Origin of the sequence: Acinetobacter sp. CIP 51.11 (assembly GCF_000369665.1) — a bacterium.
Classification (GTDB): domain Bacteria; phylum Pseudomonadota; class Gammaproteobacteria; order Pseudomonadales; family Moraxellaceae; genus Acinetobacter; species Acinetobacter lwoffii_S.
On the sequence record NZ_KB850129.1, the window covers coordinates 1,324,194 to 1,346,169 of the forward strand.

21 protein-coding genes are annotated in these 21,976 nt (G+C 42.7%); 12 read left to right on the forward strand and 9 right to left on the reverse strand.

All coding sequences use genetic code 11. From position 1 onward, the window contains the following. Positions 1–24 precede the first annotated feature (24 nt). From F894_RS10030 to dapC, 4 genes are all read left to right on the forward strand, one after another. On the forward strand, positions 25–669 hold the full coding sequence (locus tag F894_RS10030; RefSeq protein ID WP_005247378.1) for a hypothetical protein: 645 nt from the start codon (positions 25–27) through the stop codon (positions 667–669). 115 nt (positions 670–784) lie between these two features. Next, positions 785–1,999 (forward strand): formate-dependent phosphoribosylglycinamide formyltransferase, encoded by a 1,215-nt coding sequence (purT, locus tag F894_RS10035; protein WP_171057027.1) that lies wholly within the window; start codon positions 785–787, stop codon positions 1,997–1,999. 26 nt (positions 2,000–2,025) lie between these two features. Continuing rightward, positions 2,026–4,698, forward strand: coding sequence for a [protein-PII] uridylyltransferase (glnD, locus tag F894_RS10040; protein WP_005247379.1), 2,673 nt, complete (start codon positions 2,026–2,028; stop codon positions 4,696–4,698). Between the two features lie 17 nt (positions 4,699–4,715). Then, positions 4,716–5,885 (forward strand): succinyldiaminopimelate transaminase, encoded by a 1,170-nt coding sequence (dapC, locus tag F894_RS10045; protein ID WP_005247380.1) that lies wholly within the window; start codon positions 4,716–4,718, stop codon positions 5,883–5,885. A 102-nt stretch (positions 5,886–5,987) separates the two neighbouring features. On the opposite strand, the gene F894_RS10050 is transcribed toward dapC, so the two are convergent. Together F894_RS10050 and msrB are read right to left on the reverse strand one after the other, a co-directional pair. Continuing rightward, entirely contained in the window at positions 5,988–6,464 is a 477-nt protein-coding gene (locus F894_RS10050; RefSeq protein WP_004278946.1) for a glutathione peroxidase, read from the reverse strand. Further along, complete coding sequence (gene msrB, locus F894_RS10055; RefSeq protein ID WP_004645533.1) at positions 6,461–6,880, reverse strand: peptide-methionine (R)-S-oxide reductase MsrB; 420 nt, start codon at positions 6,878–6,880, stop codon at positions 6,461–6,463. The genes F894_RS10050 and msrB overlap by 4 nt, the downstream gene beginning before the upstream one ends. Before the next feature lie 228 nt (positions 6,881–7,108). Between msrB and F894_RS10060 the strand changes: the two genes are divergently transcribed. Together F894_RS10060 and F894_RS10065 are read left to right on the forward strand one after the other, a co-directional pair. Next, positions 7,109–8,539 carry a pyridoxal phosphate-dependent aminotransferase gene (locus F894_RS10060; protein WP_005247381.1) on the forward strand — a complete coding sequence of 477 codons (1,431 nt, stop codon included), beginning with the start codon at positions 7,109–7,111 and terminating at the stop codon, positions 8,537–8,539. A gap of 212 nt (positions 8,540–8,751) precedes the next feature. Beyond that, positions 8,752–9,963, forward strand: coding sequence for a YbfB/YjiJ family MFS transporter (locus F894_RS10065; protein WP_005247383.1), 1,212 nt, complete (start codon positions 8,752–8,754; stop codon positions 9,961–9,963). Here the strand turns inward: F894_RS10065 and F894_RS10070 are convergent. From F894_RS10070 to icd, 3 genes are all read right to left on the reverse strand, one after another. Further along, positions 9,942–10,499, reverse strand: a complete 558-nt coding sequence (locus tag F894_RS10070; RefSeq protein ID WP_005247384.1) for a M23 family metallopeptidase — start codon at positions 10,497–10,499, stop codon at positions 9,942–9,944. The genes F894_RS10065 and F894_RS10070 overlap by 22 nt on opposite strands. A gap of 143 nt (positions 10,500–10,642) precedes the next feature. Beyond that, the gene (locus F894_RS15365; RefSeq protein ID WP_004645538.1) at positions 10,643–10,774 is read right to left on the reverse strand and encodes a hypothetical protein; all 132 of its coding nucleotides are present in this window, start codon (positions 10,772–10,774) and stop codon (positions 10,643–10,645) included. Positions 10,775–11,073: 299 nt separating this feature from the next. Then, a complete protein-coding gene (gene icd, locus F894_RS10075; protein ID WP_005247386.1) occupies positions 11,074–12,330 on the reverse strand; it encodes an NADP-dependent isocitrate dehydrogenase in 1,257 nt (418 codons plus the stop codon). Positions 12,331–12,524: 194 nt separating this feature from the next. Between icd and F894_RS10080 the strand changes: the two genes are divergently transcribed. Further along, positions 12,525–13,313 (forward strand): rRNA large subunit pseudouridine synthase E, encoded by a 789-nt coding sequence (locus F894_RS10080; RefSeq protein WP_004278952.1) that lies wholly within the window; start codon positions 12,525–12,527, stop codon positions 13,311–13,313. A gap of 117 nt (positions 13,314–13,430) precedes the next feature. After that, on the forward strand, positions 13,431–13,826 hold the full coding sequence (gene uraH / locus F894_RS10085; protein WP_005247387.1) for a hydroxyisourate hydrolase: 396 nt from the start codon (positions 13,431–13,433) through the stop codon (positions 13,824–13,826). On the opposite strand, the gene F894_RS10090 is transcribed toward uraH, so the two are convergent. After that, on the reverse strand, positions 13,823–14,575 hold the full coding sequence (locus tag F894_RS10090) for a hypothetical protein (RefSeq protein WP_005247388.1): 753 nt from the start codon (positions 14,573–14,575) through the stop codon (positions 13,823–13,825). The genes uraH and F894_RS10090 overlap by 4 nt on opposite strands. A 177-nt stretch (positions 14,576–14,752) precedes the next feature. Between F894_RS10090 and paaI the strand changes: the two genes are divergently transcribed. Next, on the forward strand, positions 14,753–15,145 hold the full coding sequence (gene paaI, locus F894_RS10095; RefSeq protein ID WP_005247389.1) for a hydroxyphenylacetyl-CoA thioesterase PaaI: 393 nt from the start codon (positions 14,753–14,755) through the stop codon (positions 15,143–15,145). 75 nt (positions 15,146–15,220) lie between these two features. Here paaI and F894_RS10100 read toward each other — a convergent pair whose 3' ends face one another. Further along, positions 15,221–16,924, reverse strand: a complete 1,704-nt coding sequence (locus tag F894_RS10100) for a M61 family metallopeptidase (protein WP_005247391.1) — start codon at positions 16,922–16,924, stop codon at positions 15,221–15,223. 175 nt (positions 16,925–17,099) lie between these two features. Between F894_RS10100 and F894_RS10105 the strand changes: the two genes are divergently transcribed. From F894_RS10105 to slyD, 3 genes are all read left to right on the forward strand, one after another. Further along, entirely contained in the window at positions 17,100–18,413 is a 1,314-nt protein-coding gene (locus F894_RS10105; RefSeq protein WP_005247393.1) for a D-alanyl-D-alanine carboxypeptidase PBP6B, read from the forward strand. A 250-nt stretch (positions 18,414–18,663) separates the two neighbouring features. Next, a complete protein-coding gene (locus tag F894_RS10110) occupies positions 18,664–19,950 on the forward strand; it encodes an NAD(P)/FAD-dependent oxidoreductase (protein WP_005247395.1) in 1,287 nt (428 codons plus the stop codon). A 136-nt stretch (positions 19,951–20,086) separates the two neighbouring features. Next, positions 20,087–20,569, forward strand: coding sequence for a peptidylprolyl isomerase (gene slyD / locus F894_RS10115; protein ID WP_004278960.1), 483 nt, complete (start codon positions 20,087–20,089; stop codon positions 20,567–20,569). Between the two features lie 166 nt (positions 20,570–20,735). Here slyD and F894_RS10120 read toward each other — a convergent pair whose 3' ends face one another. Both F894_RS10120 and F894_RS10125 read right to left on the reverse strand, forming a co-directional pair. Next, positions 20,736–21,509 carry a M48 family metallopeptidase gene (locus F894_RS10120; protein WP_005247399.1) on the reverse strand — a complete coding sequence of 258 codons (774 nt, stop codon included), beginning with the start codon at positions 21,507–21,509 and terminating at the stop codon, positions 20,736–20,738. A 112-nt stretch (positions 21,510–21,621) separates the two neighbouring features. Next, positions 21,622–21,930: a hypothetical protein gene (locus tag F894_RS10125; RefSeq protein ID WP_005247400.1), complete on the reverse strand. Its 309-nt coding sequence runs from the start codon at positions 21,928–21,930 to the stop codon at positions 21,622–21,624. Positions 21,931–21,976: the final 46 nt, after the last annotated feature.

Genomic DNA, 21,976 nt, shown 5'->3' on the forward strand with positions numbered 1-21,976 from the left:
CAATAAAAACAAGGAAGGATGCGCATGTTTGAGGTCAAACAGGTGATTGAAGGCAAAATCTTTATTCATCATCGGCGCGATGAAATGTTAACCGTATTCCATCGACATGAAGTGCCGGCACAATATTTTGAATGTTTTATCAATGCTCAGAATTTTACCAGACATTTTGTTGAAGTACATGTGCAGCCGGCGGATCAAGTTCGTGTGGTTTATATTGAAAAGAATGGCACTCATCAAATTATTGCCATGCTTAATCAGAGCCAACACGTGCTGCATCTTCATCCCTTGACATTGGTCTTAGGTAAGTGGAGCTTCATACATCGTATCCTGCCGAATGCTCTAAAAATTTTTGCTAGTTTATTTGCGCTCCTTATTATTCTTTTTTCAGCTACCGCCTTTTCAGCAGATCAGTTCCAGCTCGTCGCCGTCTTGCGAGACAGCATTCAATTCACAATTTTTGGACTACTGTTATTTTTGCTGTGCTTGGTACTGCCTTTTGTATTGCCCTATGCCTATTTCCTGCATGTTCGTACATTGCGTCTGTTAAAGATGTTGAATATCAATGCTGAACATGTTGCACAAATAGAAAAGCTCAAGTCTCGAAGCGGGATTTATCTTCTGCAAACGCAGTCTGACAGCGATGTGAAAATGACAGCGCCTCCTTATTAAAATCTAGAAAAACTTTATAAATAAAACTGTTGGTCAATATCACAATTTTGTATGAATCTTGGCTTAACTGTCGGCTCAGTTCTGCTATGCTAAAAGTCCATAAAATCAAGCATGGATGATCCACATGAGCGTGACTATTGGTACTCCCCTTCAATCTTCTGCCTATAAAGTTCTATTATTGGGTTCTGGTGAACTGGGCAAGGAAGTGGTGATTTCACTACAACGCCTTGGAGTCGAAGTTCATGCTGCTGACCGTTATGATCATGCCCCTGCCATGCAGGTTGCGCATTATTCCTATACCTTGAATATGGCAGATGCTGTAGAACTCAAACAACTCATCAATCAAATCCAGCCACATTTAATTGTTCCTGAAATTGAAGCGATTGCGACCGAAGTTCTGCTTGAAATAGAAGCCCAGAACATTGCTACAGTCATTCCTTCTGCTAAAGCCGTCAATCTGACCATGAACCGTGAAGGTATTCGTCGTCTGGCTGCGGAAGAACTCGGTCTGCCAACTTCAGCTTACCGTTTTGCCGACAGTTTAGAATCCTTCCGCGCGGCCTGTGACGATGTCGGCTATCCAAACTTTGTGAAACCGGTGATGTCATCTTCAGGCAAAGGTCAGTCTCGTGTTACCCGTTTTGATGAAGTCGATGCTGCCTGGGAATATGCGCAAACCGGTGGCCGGGTCAATCAGGGTACTGTGATTGTAGAATCACAAATTGACTTTGATTTTGAAATTACCTTATTGACTGTTCGTGCAAAAAATCCAGAAACCGGCGAAATCGAAACGTCTTATTGCGACCCGATCGGACATCGTCAGGACTCAGGTGATTATGTGGAAAGCTGGCAGCCTCAACCGATGACTCCAGCCGCGCTGGAAGAATCCAAGCGCATTGCCAACAAGGTCACTACAGCACTTGGTGGCTGCGGAATCTTTGGAGTGGAACTCTTTGTAAAAGGCGACAAAGTATGGTTTAGTGAGGTTTCCCCACGTCCACACGATACTGGACTGGTGACTTTAGCCTCCCAATTTCAAAGTGAATTTGAGCTGCATGCACGTGCTATTTTAGGCTTGCCGGTGAATACTGCACGACATAGTGTGGCTGCCAGTGCGGTAATTTATGCTGGAGTAGATGGCCGTAATCTTTCATTTTCTGGCCTGAATCTTGCTTTAGCAGACGGCAATACCGATTTGCGCCTGTTTGGCAAACCAGAAGGTTTTAAACGTCGTCGTATGGGCGTTGCCACGGCACGTGCAGAAACTATTGAACAGGCACGTGAACTGGCCCTCCAGGTCGCCAACCAAGTTAGCGTCAACCAAAACTAAGCTGAAATACCAACGGACGACTGTACATGATCAACACCCATCCACTGCTGAATTACGCTAAAAGCAACCATGACATTAAAGCCATCAATCAATGGCGCAGTGATGTCGAAAATCAGCTTCAGGAAAGTTTTGAAAATGGCCAGTCGATTCGGGATATTATTCTGGCGCGTTCCAACCTGATTGATGAAGCATTGCAGTTTCTCTGGCAGCATGCCGAACTGGATCAAACTGATTTGGCCCTGTTTGCAGTCGGAGGCTATGGCCGTCGTGAAATGCTGCCTTATTCTGATGTCGACATCATGATCTTGTCAGAAGACGAGATTAACCCGGAACAGGAACAACTGATTTCTACATTCATTTCATCGCTTTGGGACGTGGGGAATTTCAAACCCGGTATCAGTGTCCGCACCATCAATGAATGTGTCAATCAGGCCAGCAGTGATCTGACCGTCGCCACCACCCTGATCGAAGCCCGCCTGATTATTGGCAATGAAAACCTGTGCAAATGGCCACGTCGTATCGTATCACGTACCTGGACTGACAAAACTTTTTTTGATGCCAAGATGGATGAGCAGCATAAACGCTATGCTCAGCACAACAATACTGAAAGCAATCTGGAACCGGATATTAAAAATGCGCCAGGTGGTATCCGTGACATTAACCAGATTGGCTGGATTGCCAAACGGCATTTTCGCGTCAACCGGATTTATGATCTGGTACATCTCGGTTTTATTTCAGAATTTGAACTCGGTGTACTTGAGGAAGCCGAGAGTTTCCTCTGGGAAATCCGCCATCATCTGCACCGCTTGACCAAGCGCGATGAAAACCGTTTATTATTTGATTATCAGCGTGATATTGCAGCCAAGTTCGGCTATGTGCGTGAAGAAGGCCACCACCCAAATTATCCTATCGAACAGTTCATGAAGCGTTATTATCGCACTGCACAGCAGGTATCGACGCTGAACGAAATGTTGCTGGCTTATTTCAACGAATCGGTGATTACCCCGCGTTTGCCGCAATATGAACGCCAGATTGAAGAAATTAATGAAAATTTCAAACTGGTCGATGGCAAACTGGCTGTCCAGCATCACAAGATTTTCTCGGAAAACCCCAGCGCAATTCTGGAAATTTTCTATTTACTAGCCAATCGTCCTGAGATCGAAGGTATTCGTGCGCGTACTTTACGCCTGCTGACCCTGGCTGGAAAACGCATTGATCAGGATTTTCGTGATAATCCGGTGCATCAGGCGCTATTTATGGCGATTATCCGTTCACCGCATCGACTCTACGATACTATGGTCGCGATGAAGCGTTATGGTGTGCTTGGAAATTACATCCCGGCCTTTGGACAGATTCTGGGACTGATGCAATATGACCTGTTCCATATCTATACGGTCGATGCACATACCTTATTGCTGCTGCGTAATTTAAACCGCTTTAAAGAACCTGAATTTGCCAAGGAATTTCCGGTGGTCAGTTCAGTGTTTCAGCGCCTGACCCGTCGTGACATCGTCTATCTGGCAGCAATTTTCCATGATATTGCTAAAGGTCGTGGCGGTGACCACAGTGAACTCGGTGCCAGCGACGCGATTAAATTCTGCCGTAGCCATGGCTTTACTGAACGCGAAAGTAATCTGGTGGCCTGGCTGATCCAAAATCATCTGATGATGTCGGTGACTGCCCAGAAAAAAGATATTTCCGATCCGGATGTGGTCAAAGAATTCGCCGAAAAAATGGGTGACATGGAACATCTGGACTATCTGTACACCCTGACAGTCGCCGATATTAACGCCACCAATCCGAAGCTGTGGAATACCTGGCGCGCTTCGCTGATGCGTCAACTATATACTCAGGCACGTGACGTAATCCGTTCTGGTCTGGGCCGTCCGGTTGATTATCAAATGCTGATTGAAGATACTAAATTTGCAGCCAGTGAACTTCTGGTTCAGGACTTCTCACTGGATGAGGTAGAAAAAGTCTGGCAGGAACTTGGTGATGACTATTTCCTCAAAGAAACAGCAGATGAAATTGCCTGGCATACCCGTGCCATTTTACAACACGGCGATAATCCTGCCCCACTGGTGCTGATGCGGGCGCACCGTAAATATGCGCAGGATGCGGTACAGATCTTTATTTATACGCAGGATCAACCCAACCTGTTTGCTACCACGGTAGCTATTCTGGATCGTATGAATCTGGATGTACAAGACGCACGGATTATTACAGCGACTAAAGCCTTCAGTCTGGACACCTATGTCGTACTCGACCGTTTTGGTACCTTATTGACCGATCCGGAACGCGAAGCCACAGTCATTGAAGCTCTGAAAGATGCCTTGAGTCATTCTGATGAATATCCAGGCTTGATGCAACGCCGGATTCCGCGTCAATTACGTCATTTCGATATTGAAAATACAGTCGATATCAGTATTAATCCTGCCTTGAATCAGAATATGGTCGAAATTGCCACTCTCGATCATCCCGGCTTACTTGCCAAAATTGGCGGTTTATTTATGATGCAAGGCCTGGATATCCACTCTGCTAAAATCGCCACACTTGGCGAACGTGCCGAAGATATATTCTTTGTCACCAAAAAAGATGGCAACCCTATGACACCTGGAGAATCTGCCGAATTTGCAGCTGCACTTAAAACTGCGCTGGATGAAGCTTCTCATCAGGTTTGTAGTCAACACTCACATTAAAACGCGGTTACTTATTCATGAACTCTAGCTTGTCTCTACTGCATCCTTATCCGTTTGAAAAGTTAAATCAGCTTTTTGCGGATATCCAGCCTGCAAATATGCCTTTAATTCCCCTGTCGATTGGTGAACCGAAGCATCCTGCACCGGAGTTTGTGAAACAAGCGATTATCGATAACTTTAAACATTTATCGACCTATCCAAACAGTAAAGGCTTGCCTGAGCTACGCGAAAGTATTGCTCAATGGCTGACGCGCCGTTTTAAGCTAAATAGCATCAGTGCAGACAGCAATATCCTGCCTGTTTCTGGTACGCGTGAAGCGATTTTCTCGTTTGTACAGGCTTTGGTAAATCGTGAAGAGGCACCTTATGTGGTGATGCCGAATCCGTTTTATCAGATTTATGAAGGTGCAACACTGCTCGCAGGCGCCAAACCTTATTTCATCAACTGTACTGAGGAAAATAACTACCTTGGTGATTTTGATGCGGTTCCGGCGGAAGTCTGGGAAAAAACGGCATTGCTATTTGTCTGCACCCCGGGCAATCCAACAGGTGCAGTGCTATCCAAAGAACAGTTCAAAAAACTGATTGCCCTGTCGGATCAATACAACTTTGTGATTGCTTCAGACGAATGCTATTCGGAACTGTGGTTTGACCAAGCACCCGTAGGTTTACTGGAAGTTTGTGCTGAAATTGGCCGGGATGACTATAAAAACTGTGTGGTGTTCCATTCACTGTCTAAACGCTCTAACCTTCCGGGCATGCGTTCAGGTTTTGTTGCCGGTGATGCCAGCCTGTTAAAACCTTATTTGCAATACCGTACTTACCACGGCGCAGCGATGCCGGTTCAGCACCAGTTAGCTTCAATTGCTGCCTGGGATGATGAAGCACATGTGGAAGAAAACCGGGTGCAATACCGTGCCAAGTTTGATTTATTCCAGAAAGAACTCGGTCATCTGCTGCCACTCAAAAAACCGGATGCAGGTTTCTATTACTGGTTAAAAGTCGACAATGATGAAGCCTTTACCAAACGTTTGATGGAAGAAGCACATATTAAAGTTCTTCCGGGTCGTTATTTATCCCGCGATACGGAACAAGGTAATCCGGGTGAAAATCATGTGCGTTTAGCACTCGTAGCCGATCTGGCGCAATGTGAAGAAGTCATTCAACGCCTTAAAGCCATTCTCTAAGTTTAAGTCATCACTAAAAAACCCACTTTAGATAAGTGGGTTTTTTAATTAACATTAGATGAGCTCTATTTTTATTTCATACTGAGAAAATAACGTTGAATCTTACAACACTTTGGCAATTTCATCCTCAAGATCTTCAGGCTTGGTGGTCGGAGCAAAACGGTTCAATACCTTGCCATCACGCCCGATCAGGAACTTGGTAAAATTCCATTTAATTCCATTGCCTAAAATACCTTTGGAATTGTTAGTCAAATATCGAAAAATGGCGTGCGCTTCAGGGCCTTTGACATCCACCTTGGAAAACATCGGGAAAGATACCCCGTAATTCTTCTGGCAAAATTCACCAATCTGTTCATTGGAACCTGGATCTTGACCACCAAACTGATTGCATGGAAATCCCAAAATTTCCAGACCTTGATCTTTATATTTTTCGTAAAGTTTTTCTAATCCTGAAAATTGTGGGGTAAAACCACACTTACTCGCTGTATTGACGATCAAAAGTACCTTGCCTTCGTAATCTGCAAGTGGCTTGCTTTTGCCATCTAACAATTCAGCTTCAAACTGATAAATGTTAGTCATGGATAGGTTTCCTCATCATTTTTTTCTTGTGTTTCTAAGTCCAAAGAAGCCGAGTTGACACAATAACGCAAACCGGTCGGTTCTGGGCCATCCGGGAAAACATGCCCTAAGTGTGCGTCACAATGATGACAAACAATCTCAGTTCTGACCATTCCGTGTGAAGTATCAGGTAATTCTTCTACCACCGAACTGCTGACGGGACGGTAGAAACTTGGCCAGCCACAGCCGCTGTCATACTTGGTTTCAGATGAGAACAGTGGCGTGCCGCAGCAACGGCATACATAGGTGCCATCTTGCTTGGTATTCCAGTATTTTCCAGTAAATGCCGGCTCGGTTCCCTTCTCGCGCGTAATGCGAAACTCCTCAGGTGATAACTCTCTTTGCCATTCCCGGTCTGATTTATTGAGTTTTCCCATGATCACATACCTTTTTATCTTGCTATTTAAAATAGGATAATCCTATATTTACGTGATTCATTTTAAAAATTCTAGTCTTTATTCAACATTTTACAAAAGACATATAATGCCCAAAAAAGCAAAAAGAAAGCAAATATAAAAATAAAAGTAAGCAATTTTTACATTAAATGTTTTTTAGTGAGCAAATTTAATGGTATTCTTAGCTCTAAATTTGCTCAGGATTAAAAAATGTCGCAAAAAAAGAGCGTAATTTTTAAAAATCTGCTGCCTGTGATCAAACAATATCAGCAACTTGGATTTACGCATGAAAAAATTGTTGCACTACTTCGAGATGAACATGATCTCGATCTAGTCACAACTGAGACATTTAAAAGTTATTTATATCGTTATGCAAAAGTGACCTCCACTCCTTCCGAGAACATCAAAATGCCGAACACTTTCCAAACCCCTCGCGAGATCAAGAAATCATCTAAGCTCGAGCATGTATGCTACGACATTCGCGGACCTGTGTTACGAGCGGCCATCGAGATGGAAGAAGCCGGTCACAAAATTATCAAATTAAATATTGGTAACCCTGCCCCATTCGGTTTTGAAGCACCACAAGAAATTATCAACGATGTGGCTTTAAACCTGCCGAATGCGATTGGTTATACAGATTCCAAAGGGATTTTCCCGGCGCGTAAGGCGATCTGTCAGTATTATCAGCAAAAAGGCATCCTGGATATGCACGTCAATGACGTCTATATCGGCAATGGTGTGTCTGAACTGATTGTTATGGCCATGCAAGGTCTGCTGGATGATGGCGATGAAATGCTGATTCCAATGCCGGATTATCCACTCTGGACGGCAGCAGTGAATCTGTCTGGCGGTACAGCGATTCACTATAAATGTGATGAAGAAAATCACTGGTATCCAGATATTACTGACATGGAAAGCAAAATCACGCCAAATACCCGTGGTATTGTGATTATTAACCCGAATAACCCGACCGGTTCGGTTTACCCACGTCATGTGTTGCAACAAATCGTCGACTTGGCCAAGAAATATGACCTGATTTTATTTGCTGATGAAATCTACGACAAAATTATTTACGATGGAATCGAGCATGTTGCTGTAGCAGCTCTGGCTGGCGATCAGCTCTGTGTTTCGTTTAACGGTTTATCTAAAGCCTATCGTATTGCTGGTTTCCGTTCCGGCTGGATGGCCATTACCGGCGATAAAGCACGTGCCGCAGACTATATCGAAGGTTTGGATATGCTGGCATCGATGCGTTTGTGTGCCAACCATCAGGCTCAATATGCGATTCAGACTGCACTGGGCGGTTATCAGTCGATTAATGATCTAATTCGCCCAGGTGGGCGTTTATATGAACAGCGCAACATTGCCTGGGAAATGCTGAACGAGATTCCAGGTGTGTCTTGTGTCAAACCTGAAGGTGCGATGTACTGCTTCCCGAAACTGGATCCGAATGTGTATCCAATCCAGGATGATGAAAAACTAATGCTGGATTTGTTACGTGCCGAGAAAGTGCTTCTGGTTCAAGGTACAGGCTTTAACTGGCCAACACCGGATCATTTCCGTGTAGTATTCCTGCCGGCTGAAAATGAACTGCGTGAAGCCATTACCCGTGTTGGCCGTTTCTTGGCCAAGATACGTTAATTCTTGAAATAGACAATATAAAAACCGCGTTGAGACGCGGTTTTTTATTTCTATGAAAAAATTCAGGCTTTTGACTGATAAAATCTTAAAAATCTTACCGGTTTCTTTGAGCAAATTTCTGCACTCAATGGTTTCTTTTCAGGCAATTTTTCCCTTTATTATGAAGATTCATGTTATTTTTTGACCAAACATAAAATTCCATGAGTACACGGATGTCCTCAAACACAATCAAGCTCAGCCTGTTTCTTTGTCTTAGTATGTGCTTGGGCATTGGCATTCTTCGCTTTTCTTATACCGCACTGTTACCTGGCACACGCGAAGCCTTTGGCTGGAGTACAGATTTTGCCAGCCTTTTGGGCAGTGCCAATTTGCTGGGTTATTTAATCGGTGCATTTACGGCCATGCGCCTGCCTCAAGACCGCAGCATGAGTACCTATATTCAAATTTCATCCTTTGCCGGCATGTTCAGCCTGATGTGCTGTGCATTTTCTGGTTTTTCTGAAGCATGGTATATCGCTTGGCGAATCATTTCCGGGATCAGCGGTGGACTGATGATGATCTTATCGCCGAGTGTGGTCGCACAGTGTTGTGAACTCCAAGATCGTCTTAAAATCAACTTTATTGGTTTTAGCGGGATTGGGTTAGGTGTTTTAATTGCTACCCTGTTTCTGCCTTATCTGGATCAAATTTCCATCCAGACTGCCTGGCTGATCTTATGTGGTTTTGCCCTGCTCATCTGTATCGTTTTAAGTTTACTGATTCAGAAATTTAAGCCGTATTTGTCCGTACAAGCCCCTGCTGTTACCTCTCCTCTATCTCTGAATAGCATCTTTTATAGTTTACTTACAGTTTATGCTTGTAGTGCTTTCGCCTATATACCGCATTCACTCTTCTGGATTGATTATTTAAGTCAGCAGTTAGGATTGAGCTTGTTCTGGATTAATTTCAACTGGATTCTGTATGGACTCGGCAGTGCCTTGGGTGCCTTGAGTGCTTATGCACTGGCCAGAAAATGGGGTAATTTTGCTGCACTGAAAATTCTTTATAGCCTTTATATTATGGCCATTTTTATCGCGACTCTAGATGCCTATCCCTTACTCACTTTTAGCTCTTCCTTTTTTACCGGGATGCTAAATCCGGCTGTGGTCTTCCTGACCTCCTATACCATTTTACAACTATATGGACTGGCTTATAAAAAACTCTGGAGTATTGCCACCTTGTGTTTTGCCTCGGTTCAGCTGATCGGTGGACTCAGCTTTAGTGCGCTGCAATATTTTGGATTGAGCTATCATCAACAGTTCATACTGGCCACATTGGTTCTTTTATTAGGAACATTGCAATTGTTCTGGTGTACACGTCCTGCCAGACTCAAGCCTGAACAACAAACTCAGCCAGTGTCTGCTCATGGAGAAGGAACTAAATAAGGATAAGGATTGGTTGCTCCTTGCCCACCCAGATAAATCCCATAATGTAAATGCGGTGGGGTATTTTTAGCATTGCCCGTATTACCCACATAAGCGATGACTTCACCTGCTTCGACCCAGTCGCCTTCCTGAATATCCGCTGCATAATCATCCAGATGTGCATAATAATGCTGACTCATATTGGGGCCAGTCACCCAGATAATTTTTCCACCCAGATTGTTGGTACCAATCCTACGCACAATCCCTTGGGTCGCGCTGAATACTGGCGTACCGCGTTTGGCAAAAATATCCGTCCCTTCATGTTTACGACCGGCACTACGGGCTGCTCCCCAGGTATCATTAATTTGACCAACTCTGACGCCTTCAACCGGAATCTGTAGCGGAGCTTCCAACTGGGCTCTCTGTAATTGCCAATACAGATAAGGGCTTTTCCAACCTGCTGCCTCCCCTGAAGGCGGTGGTTGACAGGCAGTCAGTAGAAAACCTATAGATAACAGTAAGCTTATAATCCGGAGAAATTTCACCAATATTCGCATTAAATTAAATAGATGACTTTTATCTTAATCACAACCGCCTAATTTAAAGTCACAATCCTGTTATTTTTAGTGATGATTTTATACAAGCGTTCAAATAACAAAACCCTCAAATGAGGGTTTTGTTATTTTAGGTGGATAGGAGATTATCTACGTTTTTTAGCACGAGATGGTTTCGATGGTTGTTGCTGTTGTTGCTGTTGCTGCTCTTCATTCTGAGCATTGTCCTGCTTGTCTTTTTGTTGGACCTGCTTATGTCTCGCTTTAGCTTTAGCCATGATTTACTCCTTTGGAGAAACATCTCTATATCACTGGAAGTTCCATTCATCACTGTAACGTTTATACAAAATAAGCCAATCGCTGAGCTGTATCCAAATACGTCAATGTAATACAGTGTTTACTAAGTTATTCAGCTTAGAACGAATCATTTCTAGGCTCATTACACTTCTTACATGATCTTGCAGCCTGATACTTATTTTAACGTTTAGCTCTTATCTGTTCAGACTTTGCCTGAAAATAAAACTATAAAAAAGCCCGCAATTACTGCGGGCTTTAACTCATAAATTGCATCGCAATTTTAGGCTTCCATATTAGCAATGATCGCTTCGCCAAACTCAGAGCAACGCAGCAAGGTCGCCCCTGGCATTAAGCGCTCGAAATCATAAGTCACAGTTTTTGCCGCAATCGCACCCGAAATCCCCTTGATGATCAGGTCGGCAGCTTCTGTCCAGCCCATATCACGCAACATCATTTCCGCAGACAAAATAATCGAACCCGGATTTACTTTATCTTGTCCAGCATATTTAGGTGCTGTACCGTGGGTTGCTTCATAGACTGCAATCGAACCGCCAATATTGGCACCCGGTGCAATCCCGATCCCCCCAACTTCCGCAGCCAGCGCATCAGAAATATAGTCACCATTTAAGTTAAGTGTCGCAATCACAGAATAATCCGCCGGGCGCATCAAAATTTGCTGCAAGAAGGCATCGGCAATGACATCTTTAATAATAATGTCTTTGCCTGTTCTTGGATTTTTGATTTTAACCCACGGACCACCATCTAAAAGCTCACCGCCGAAACGTTCCAGCGCGACTTCATAGCCCCACTCTTTAAACGCCCCTTCGGTGTATTTCATGATATTGCCTTTGTGCACTAGCGTCACACTAGGCTTGTCATTTTCAATGGCGAACTGGATGGCTTTACGTACCAGACGCTGGGTACCTTCTTTAGAGACAGGCTTGATCCCGATTCCACAATTGTCTTCAAAACGGATTTTGGTTACGCCCATTTCTTCTTTCAGGAACTTGATAACTTTTTTCGCTTCGGGAGAGTCTGCCTTCCATTCAATACCGGCATAAATATCTTCTGAATTTTCACGGAAAATCACCATGTCGGTCAGTTCCGGATTATGTACTGGCGAAGGCACGCCCTCGAACCAGCGTACCGGACGTACACAGACATATAAATCCAGTTCCTGGCGTAAAGCCACATTCAGAGAGCGAATACCGCCACCAACTGGCGTGGCCAGTGGACCTTTGATCGATATCACATAATCGCGCAGCGCTTCGAGAGTTTCTTCAGGCATATAGGTGCCGTAAATTTTGTCAGCTTTTTCACCACAGTAGACTTCCATCCATTCGATGGAACGCTTCCCGGCGTATGCTTTTTGCACAGCAGCATCTACCACAGTTCGCATTGTTGGTGTAATATCTGCACCAATTCCATCCCCTTCGATAAATGGGATAATTGGATTATTTGGTACGTTGAGTGACAGGTCTGCATTAACGGTAATTTTGGTACCATCCACAGGTACTACGATTTTTTGATATCCCATTATTAGTATTCTCCCGGATGCCGCTGACAAATCTAAAATAATTGCCAATTAGGCAATACTTTCAACTGTTCTTAACGCATAATATTCTAATCCAGATTTGTTGTTTTTGAGATTTATACGGGAAATAACTAAGTTTCCCTTTTAAATAAACCTCTACATTTTTTAAATTAATGTAATTATAGAAGTTATTTCCTATGAAAATCGTCATTCTAAACAAACCTTATGACGTCCTCTCCCAATTCCGTGCGGATGAAAAGCACCCAACCATGGCTGATTTTGTCAACGACAAAGATTTACGTCTTGCTGGCCGTTTGGACATGGACTCAGAAGGTCTGGTTTTCCTCACCGATCACGGTGGTCTCAACCAATATATCACCAATCCTGCCAATAAAAAGTTTAAAACTTATATGGTGCAAGTGGAAGGTGATGTCACTGAAGAAGCTCTTGAGCAGCTTCGTAAAGGCGTTGAACTGAAAGATGGCATAACGCTTCCTGCACGTGCTGAAAAAGTATCTGAACCGGAATGGTTATGGGAGCGTAATCCTCCTGTACGTTTCCGTGCCTCTGTTCCGACGTCTTGGGTTGAGATTTCGATCTGTGAAGGTCGTAACCGTCAAGTTCGTCGTATGACATCTGCTGTCGGCTTCCCTACACTGCGTTTGATCCGTACCAAAATTGGTGAGATTGATTTGGTTCGTATGGGATTGCAACCGGGCGAAACCAGAGAAATTGAACCCTTACTTTATCCAGACTTTCAGAATGTTCCTGCGGAAGAACCATACCGTTCACGCTCTTATGTTAAAAAGCCGGGTGGTACGGGTGGTAAGCCAATGGTTCGTAAAAATAAAGATGGTTCTGTGAAAAAGTCTGGCACCAAACGTATCTGGCAAATGGATGAAAGTGAAAAGCCGCGTCGTAAGACCAATGGCACAACTCGTCCAAATACCAAAGCACCACGTGGTCGCGGCCGCGGTCGTGGCTAAGTTTGAATAGATTCAATCAAGCTCACTTCGGTGGGCTTTTTTTATTACACAACTTAAATATTTTTTATTTTTCAATCTATTAGAATTAATTAAAGTATTCATTTTAATGTGAGTCTCATGAAAAAAATAATTTTCGCTTTAGCTGCGACGTCCCTTTCAACTTTTGGCTTTGCCAATCCGCTGAGTGTGCATGTACTTAATCAAGAAACTGGCCTACCCTCTGCTAATGTCACGGTCACCCTAGAAGCTCAACAAGGTGAGAAATGGGTCAAGCTCAATGAAACCAAGACAGACAGTAATGGTCGTATTAAAGAATTTTATCCTAAAGACACCGCGTTACAAAAAGGCGTTTATAAAGTAACGTTTAAAAGGAGTGATTGGTTTAAGACCAATAATCAACGGATGTTCTTCCCTGAAGTACCGGTGGTTTTTGTGATTGATGGTGCTTTAGAGCACTACCATATTCCACTACTGTTAAGTTCTTATGGGTATTCGACGTATCGGGGGAATTAAACTTTTATCGACTCTTGAGATATTTGAAATCCTACACGAGGATTTTTTCTAGGTGTAGTGATGGTGAATTTGACTTTAAAATCATATAAATTCCCATATTTATCTTCGTAGCCTATTTTACCCTTTATCATTAATACCTTTTCTGCAAATAACTTTGTATATTGTTCTTTGAGCAAATTAATTTGAACTCTCTGTTCTTCATTTTTACTAAGACTTATTAAAAGTGATTCATATCTTTTAAAATCCTCATCAAAAAAATATATATTTTTAGCTTCTTCACCATAATTTTTTAAATTTAAATAAATACAAACAATATAAATATCAAAAACATCAATAATATTTCCATCATTATCACAATCTTCGTACCTATCTTCGTGTTCAAAAAAAGTAGTTCTACTTAAATTTAACTGAGGTCGCACTGCTTTTCTTGCTGATTTTAGCTGTTGTTCTTGTAAAGAAACTAAATTCGTCTGTTGTTTAACACTTTCCCGCATCTCATCAATCTGAAGTTGTAATGCTTTTTCCTGTTGCTCTAATGCTTTTGTATTTTGCTCTAACTGTTTACCTTGCTGAACATAACCTAAAATCAGCCAGAGAAAAGCAATTGGCGCAAATATTCCCGCTAGAAAATCTCCAAGTTCATTTAATGAAGTAGGCGAACTCAATCCACCAAACATCCAAAAAGAAGTGATTACAGCAAGCCAAATTACTGTAATTCCAATGCCACAATTTAAACTTTTCTGATTCATGTTCTTCTAATAAATACTGATATCTAAGCACTTTTTACATGACTTGTCTTATGTATGCAAATTAAGCTTTTAGCTACTTTTTTAGTTTTTCCTTGTTATTCTCCTGCTGGAATGCTATTTATGATTCATATAATTTATATTTTAAAATAAAACGTATCTTAAAAAGGGGGTTTTGCAATGGATCAGCAAGTCAGCCAGATGTTTAATCAGGACCGGTTAATTCAGCATCTTGGTGCTCATCTGGTTTCTTATAACCACAATTATGCAAAGATCGAATTAAAGGTAACTGAACAGCATTTACAGGGTCATCAGACCTGTAACGGTGCCGTGATTTTCGCACTGGCAGATGCAGCTTTTGCAATTGCCTGCAATACCGGTGAACATCCGGCGGTTGGTCAACATTGTGGTATTCATTATTTAAAACCGGGCTTGCTTGGTGACACACTGACTGCTGTAGCAGAACATAAGGCCAGCAGTGGCCGTAGTGGCATTTATGATATTCAGGTGATGAATCAACATAATCAAATTTTGGCGGAATTCCGTGGCACATCACGACTGATCATTAAATAATTTTTTCTCAAAATTTAATGCAATAAAAAACCGGTGACGATGCACCGGTTTTTTAAATTAAGAATAATTATGGATTTAAGCTTTAAGCCATTTCTCAGCTTTAGCCTGGTCTTCCACTTTCAGTTCAACTTCGGTCAGCTCAGAACCCGCGGCTTGAACTTCAAACGTCATTAGCTCATCACGACGGAATGCATACACTGTAAAAGTACCTTGCTGTTTTGCATAGCTTTCAACAAGTTTGGTCGTTGCTTTTAAGCCATCAATTGCAATGATGACATCATTGGCAGAAAGACCAGCGAGCACAGCGGCACCATCACGACGCGCAGATTGAACCAGAACACCTTCCGGCTTATCTGCCAATTTTAAACCGAATGGCAAAGACTTATCATTTTTCAGACCATAAGCCACACCAAACTCAGGGAATAACTGATCGAGCGGCAATTCATCTGTGGTATTGATCAAGTGATTAATCTGTTCTGACCAATCATCTCCTGTCAGCTCTTTACACAATTCAAAGATTGTCCGTTCATGCACCTGAACACCCTTCTGGGCATTTTCATACAAACGGCGCATTAAAGCATCCAGACTTGAACCACGTAAACGCAGACCTAAATCCAGGCACAATGCAACTAGACAACCTTTGTTGTAATAGCTGGTACCAGCATTATTCGAGTTCTCATCCTGACGATAGAATTTCACCCAGGCATCAAAACTAGATTCAGAGACTGACTGAATCGCACGACCCGGATTTTGCAAGTAACGGTCAATCTGTGCTTTTAACAAAGCAATATACGATTCCTGATTAATCACGCCACTGCGCAGCAAAATCAAATCATCGTAATAGGAAGTGAAACCTTCAAAGATCCATAACAGAGAGGTATAGCCCTCTCTGTTTAAATCATAGTTAACGAAGTTTTCAGGACGAATAAACTTCACCAGCCATGAATGGAAATATTCATGGCTACATAAGCCCAAGAAACGCTGATAATCTTTAGATGGCTCTTCTGGCTCATTGGCTTTCGGCAAGTCATCACGCGGTGAAATCAGGCTGGTAGAATTTGGATGCTCCAGACCGCCATAGCTATTGCCGGTTGCCATGGTCATAAAGGTATAGTCTGTAAACGGCGCTGAACCAAACATGGAAATTTCTGTAGCACAGATTTTTTCAATATCTTGCTGCATACGCGCGGCATTCATGGCATGTTTACCGGACACCACAAATTCATGCGGAATGCCATTTGCTTCAAAACTGAAACGGGTTTGTTCTGCTAGCTCAAATGGCGCATCAATCAATTCGGCATAGTTTTTGGCTTTCAGGGTGAAACGGCCTTTGACCAGACTTTTGGCTTGCAGGCCGGTTGCCAGCTGAAAATGCTTTAATTCATCTGGCAGGAAGATTTCCAGTTCAATTTCTTTATTTTCCTGACCTTCTAGCCCTAAACATGCACAAGCGGGATTCACATAGAGACGATTTTGATCCACATATGCACCACGAACGGACAGATCATAGGCATACACATCATATTCCACCGTAATCAGCTCATGATCGGTATTGAATAAACGCCATTTGTTCTTTTCAAATTTCTGGATCTGTAACTGGCGCCCATCTTCATCATAGGCTTTGACCGCTTCAATGTGCTTGGAAAACTCTCGAATCAGATAGCTTCCCGGAATCCAGGTCGGTAATGACAGGACTTGAGTCGGGTCCGCAAGAAAACGAACAGTCACGTGAATAAGATGCTGACGATAATCGTCAAATTCAATTTGATAATGCAACATAATGAACGATATAAAATTAAAATAAATGAGATATAGCTTAGCTTAGCATTTTTTAAGCCAGTATGGTTTAGCTGTCTTATTTGTCTACATTTACGACTAGCTATCTGTATAAAAAAGGCATAGCATGCGTGAAAATTAAATCGTTCAACACCCGCCGGGTTATCAAGGAACACCATTGAAATACATCATCTCACTGATTGCGGTTTTCAGTTTATTTATTTCTGCATTTTCACATGCTGCCCTACTCAATATTGTGCCTGAAAGCGTTGAAGCTGAAGCCTGGACCATTCTGGATTCACAGTCTGGTCAAGTCATTGCAGAGCACAATGCCGACGTTCAGCGTGCTCCGGCTTCGCTGACCAAAATGATGGTAGCTTATATTGCCTTAAAGGAAATTGAAGCCGGAAAATTAAATAAAAATGAAGTGTTAACCGCGACCTCTGTGGTTAAAACCGTGATGTGGGATGAGTCACAGATGTACCTGAAAGAAGGTGATCTAATTTCAGTCGATCAGCTTCTAGCGGGCTTAATTATCATGTCTGCCAATGATGCCGCGGTGACGCTGGCTGAGAAAATTTCGGGTGGTATTCCGCAGTTTGTTGAACGTATGAATCAGGAAGCCAAAGCACTGGGCATGCAACATACCAATTTCCAGAATCCGGCCGGTATTACCATGCCTGAGCATTATTCGACTGCCGCCGATTTAGCCAGACTGTCTATGGCGGTGGTGAATGAAACTCCGGATTATCTGTCTTATTCAAAGCAGCCAAGCTTTACTTATAACCAGCATTTTCATCGTGCGACCAACCGTGTGCTTCAGGTCGATCCTACAGTAGATGGTTTAAAAACCGGTTTTACCCGTGCAGCGGGCTATAATCTGGCACTAACCGCCAATCGCGTCACCGCAGATTTTGAAATGCCAAATCGCCGTCTGATTGTGGTGGTGTTGGGTACTAAAAGTGCAGCAAAACGCGCTGAAGTATCACATAAGCTGATGAATCTGGCTTATACCTATACTCGCAATGAAGTAGCGATCAAAGATCAACAGCTACTGGCTGAGTTGCCTGTAATTAAATCCACCTTAAAAATGTTTAAGGTGCAAACCAAGCAACCGCAGATTATTACCACTTCTTTATATGATCAGGGCTACAGTATTGACCTGAATCAGTTTGACCAGGCAAATCAGCGTGTCATGCTGAATACTGGTGATGGCGTTTTAAAAAGTATCGAGCCATTACAGGAAACTCAGACTCATATCAATGTTGAAGTGAAAGCATCTGAACTCATTGCACCTTTGGCGACCATGATGCCTTTGGCGACCATTCAGGTTTATCAGAATAATCAGTTGATTCGCACCATTCAAATTGAAGATCATGTCGAAATTGAAGAAGCCAATCTGTTTCAGAAATTCTTTAGCTGGCTACAAGGCTTATTCGGTTTATTTTCAGACAATACACCAAGCGTAAAGCTTTATCCTTTAGATAGATAATAGCGCTACATCTCAAGTCACTTTTCTTTAAGCTAGAAGATCTCCTCTCTGATCTTCTAGCAGATTCCCTTTATCAATCTCGCTCTCCCCTTGCTTCCTCAAAGCAGCGATACTTACCTGCTCTCACAGAATTGCTACGTTTTGTAATTTGTATAACAATTTTAATCAAGACGCGTTTTAGCGCATGCCATAGTATATTTTCTCTCTATTTCTCTTATTTTTATTAAAAAAATAAACAGGTTAATCATATATGACAGCACATAAAATCGTGATTGTGGGTGGTGGTGCCGGTGGTCTGGAACTGGCGACTCAGCTGGGTGAGAGCTTGGGTAAAAGCGGTAAAGCGCAGATTGTTCTGGTCGATCAAAAACTGACGCACATCTGGAAACCGCTGCTGCATGAAGTGGCCGCAGGCACCTTAAATCCACATGAAGAAGAAACCAATTATTTTGCCCATTCAGCCGCACATCATTATGAATTTGTCTTGGGGACATTTACCGGTCTGGATCGTGAAGCGAAACAGATTGTGGTAGAAACAGAATATTTCTCCAAAAAAGCCCAAGCCAAGAAGAACCAGCGCATCGACTATGACACCCTGGTACTGGCCTTGGGTTCTACCTCGAATGACTTTAATACCGAAGGCGTCAAACAGTTCTGTCATTTTCTCGACAGCCGTCCACAAGCTGATATCTTTCAGCAGGATCTGTTGCATCTCTACTTGAATGCTCAACATGAAGCTTCGAGCCGTGAACTGAATATCGCGATTATTGGCGCCGGTGCGACTGGAGTAGAATTGGCTGCCGAGTTGGTGGAGGCCAAACACAATTTCTTTAAATATGGCTTAAACAAGGTCGATCCAAATAAAGTCAAAATTACCTTAATTGAAGCGGCGGATCGTATTTTGACTGCGCTCTCGCCGAAAGTTGCTGAACATACCATGCAACAGCTAGAAAAATTCGGTATTGAAGTCCTTACCAGTCATCGTGTGGCCAAGGTAGATGAAGACAAAATTTATTTTGCAGATGGCTCAAGTCTGGATGCCGAGATTAAAGTCTGGGCCGCAGGTATCAAAGCACCTGAAGTCTTGGCACAACTGCAAGATATGGAAAAGGACAATATTCACCGCTTGAAAGTCTTCTCCACCCTGCAAACCAAATCTGATCCAGACATTTTTGCTTTTGGTGATTGTGCTCACTGCCAGCCTGCTGCAGATGAACCGGTCTTGGGTCCACGCGCACAAGTGGCTAGCCAACAGGCCAATTTCCTGGCCAATGCCTTAAAAGCACGGATCAATGAGGAAAACTATTTACCGATGTTTAAATTTTCCGACAAAGGCTCACTGATTTCCTTAAGCCAGAATAAAGCTGTCGGTGAATTACTCGGTCAGGTCAATGTGCAAGGCTTTGTTGCCAAATCGATGTATGTTTCTTTATATCGAATTCATCAGGCGACCATTCATGGTTATGCGCATGCTGGCATTCTCACTGCAAAAGATTTTGTTACACGAAAAATTTCTCCAAAGCTGAAATTGCATTGAAATTCCAGAATTTGGCCCAATCAATGAAAAAATCGTCAACAAAATTGTCAAATTGCATTTTTTTGCTAATTTTAGTCTACAAAAATGCAATTTCACTTTATGATGTACCCTTAAAAAATTGAATGGATCAATTAACATGACTGCTATTGCAAATAACCTCGTGGTTTCTTTCCACTACACATTGACTAACGCAGAGGGTGAAACTCTCGACCAATCTCAAGGTGAACCACTTGCCTATTTGCACGGTGCAGGTAACATCATCCCAGGTTTAGAAAATGCGTTAGAAGGCAAAACTGTAGGTGAAAAATTCACTGTAAACGTTCCTGCTGCTGAAGGTTATGGCGAATACAACCCTGACCTAGTTCAAGAAGTTCCTGCGCAAATGTTCCAAGGCGTAGACAACATTCAGGCAGGTATGCAGTTCCAAGCTCAAACTGATGACGGCGTGCAAATCGTAACTGTTAAAGCAGTTGAAGGCGACAATGTTGTTGTTGATGCTAACTTCCCACTTGCTGGTCAAGACCTGACTTTCGAAGTTGAAATCGTATCTGTTCGTGAAGCTTCTCAAGAAGAATTAGATCACGGCCACGTACACGGTGTAGGCGGTCACCAGCACTAAGATCTTCTGATCTTGAGTGAAAAAAGGCAAAGTCAGACTTTGCCTTTTTTATTGCCTGAAAATAGCCCGCAGAATATTAACCATCCAATTAGCTATAAAAAAAGCAGAGCCATTGCCCTGCCTTTCCAATCCGATCAAGATCTCCTTTTACAGGATGATCAGTGGATTATTTTTTTTGGTTATAAATCTGCATCGCTGCTGGCAATTGTTGACGCATTTGCCCAATACGCTGACTATTCGATGGATGCGTAGACAGGAAGGTTGCACCACTGCTGCCACCGAGTTTGTTCATTTTTTCCCACAAGGTAATGGCTGCATTCGGGTTATAACCTGCGCGTGCCATCAGCATTAAACCGCCTTGGTCAGCACGACTTTCCAGATTACGCGAGTATGGCAAGCCAATCCCGATCTGACTACCCAATTGTGCTGCTGCAGCGCCACCTTGACCTACACCTGCTGCATTTAAGCCAATACCCAAGGCCAGATCAGTCAGGGCTTGAGCACCGATTTTCTGCTTAGAATGCTCTTCTAAGGCATGCACCATTTCATGACCCATAATCGCTGCAATTTCAGCATCGGTCAGATTCAGTTTATTCACGATACCGGTATAGAATACAACCTTACCACCTGGTGCAACAAAGGCGTTGACCTGATCAGATTTGAGCACAGCCAATTGCCACTGGAATGCTGTACCGGTTTGATTCATCTGGTTAGCAACTGGCTTCAAACGGTTAAATACATTATTAATCCGTTTATAGGTGGCTGAACTGGTATCCAGTTGGCCTTTATTGCGCGCATCATTGACCATGGCATTATAGCTTTGGCTCGCAGATGCATTTAAGGTCGCAGTATCTGCCCCTGCCATATCGGCAATGGTGGTACAACCTGATAATGTGACGACTGTAGCAGCCGCCATACTCAATAAAAGTTTATTCTTCATTATAATTTACTCCGCCTTGGCTCAAGGGCAATTTACATTGTAAAAATTATAAGTGAAAGCACGCAGCAGCTAAACGCTTAATTCATTCATCTTCTTATAAATTATGTAATTTTTAAGCCAAATACTGTATCGCCAACCAATAAATCAGACAAATAATATTGAGGCCCAAGTAAACCTGACTCAGTGGTTTGATTTTCTGTTCAAGCATTTCGTCTTTACGTTTGAAATATAAAAAAGCATTTTGCAATAAAATAATAGGCACTAATACACAGGCAATAATGACACTCAGACCAACTAGCGCTGCATAAATCACTTCGGGATTTTGGGTTTGCGCACGAATAATCATCATGGCAATTGTTGGCGCCCCGCCCATCGCGAATAACAATGAATAAAACATGGTCGCCGATATATTTTTTTGCATCCTGCAGCTCATTTTTCTTTCTTTATATACCGCTATGTTAAAGCAC

Bases quoted from the DNA above. Each gene is read 5' to 3' on its own strand.
- F894_RS10030 (WP_005247378.1), top strand. From the start codon at position 25: ATGTTTGAGGTCAAACAGGTGATTGAAGGCAAAATCTTTATTCATCAT.
- purT (WP_171057027.1), top strand. From the start codon at position 785: ATGATCCACATGAGCGTGACTATTGGTACTCCCCTTCAATCTTCTGCC.
- glnD (WP_005247379.1), top strand. From the start codon at position 2,026: ATGATCAACACCCATCCACTGCTGAATTACGCTAAAAGCAACCATGAC.
- dapC (WP_005247380.1), top strand. From the start codon at position 4,716: ATGAACTCTAGCTTGTCTCTACTGCATCCTTATCCGTTTGAAAAGTTA.
- F894_RS10050 (WP_004278946.1), bottom strand. From the start codon at position 6,464: ATGACTAACATTTATCAGTTTGAAGCTGAATTGTTAGATGGCAAAAGC.
- msrB (WP_004645533.1), bottom strand. From the start codon at position 6,880: ATGGGAAAACTCAATAAATCAGACCGGGAATGGCAAAGAGAGTTATCA.
- F894_RS10060 (WP_005247381.1), top strand. From the start codon at position 7,109: ATGTCGCAAAAAAAGAGCGTAATTTTTAAAAATCTGCTGCCTGTGATC.
- F894_RS10065 (WP_005247383.1), top strand. From the start codon at position 8,752: ATGTCCTCAAACACAATCAAGCTCAGCCTGTTTCTTTGTCTTAGTATG.
- F894_RS10070 (WP_005247384.1), bottom strand. From the start codon at position 10,499: ATGCGAATATTGGTGAAATTTCTCCGGATTATAAGCTTACTGTTATCT.
- F894_RS15365 (WP_004645538.1), bottom strand. From the start codon at position 10,774: ATGGCTAAAGCTAAAGCGAGACATAAGCAGGTCCAACAAAAAGACAAG.
- icd (WP_005247386.1), bottom strand. From the start codon at position 12,330: ATGGGATATCAAAAAATCGTAGTACCTGTGGATGGTACCAAAATTACC.
- F894_RS10080 (WP_004278952.1), top strand. From the start codon at position 12,525: ATGAAAATCGTCATTCTAAACAAACCTTATGACGTCCTCTCCCAATTC.
- uraH (WP_005247387.1), top strand. From the start codon at position 13,431: ATGAAAAAAATAATTTTCGCTTTAGCTGCGACGTCCCTTTCAACTTTT.
- F894_RS10090 (WP_005247388.1), bottom strand. From the start codon at position 14,575: ATGAATCAGAAAAGTTTAAATTGTGGCATTGGAATTACAGTAATTTGG.
- paaI (WP_005247389.1), top strand. From the start codon at position 14,753: ATGGATCAGCAAGTCAGCCAGATGTTTAATCAGGACCGGTTAATTCAG.
- F894_RS10100 (WP_005247391.1), bottom strand. From the start codon at position 16,924: ATGTTGCATTATCAAATTGAATTTGACGATTATCGTCAGCATCTTATT.
- F894_RS10110 (WP_005247395.1), top strand. From the start codon at position 18,664: ATGACAGCACATAAAATCGTGATTGTGGGTGGTGGTGCCGGTGGTCTG.
- slyD (WP_004278960.1), top strand. From the start codon at position 20,087: ATGACTGCTATTGCAAATAACCTCGTGGTTTCTTTCCACTACACATTG.
- F894_RS10120 (WP_005247399.1), bottom strand. From the start codon at position 21,509: ATGAAGAATAAACTTTTATTGAGTATGGCGGCTGCTACAGTCGTCACA.
- F894_RS10125 (WP_005247400.1), bottom strand. From the start codon at position 21,930: ATGCAAAAAAATATATCGGCGACCATGTTTTATTCATTGTTATTCGCG.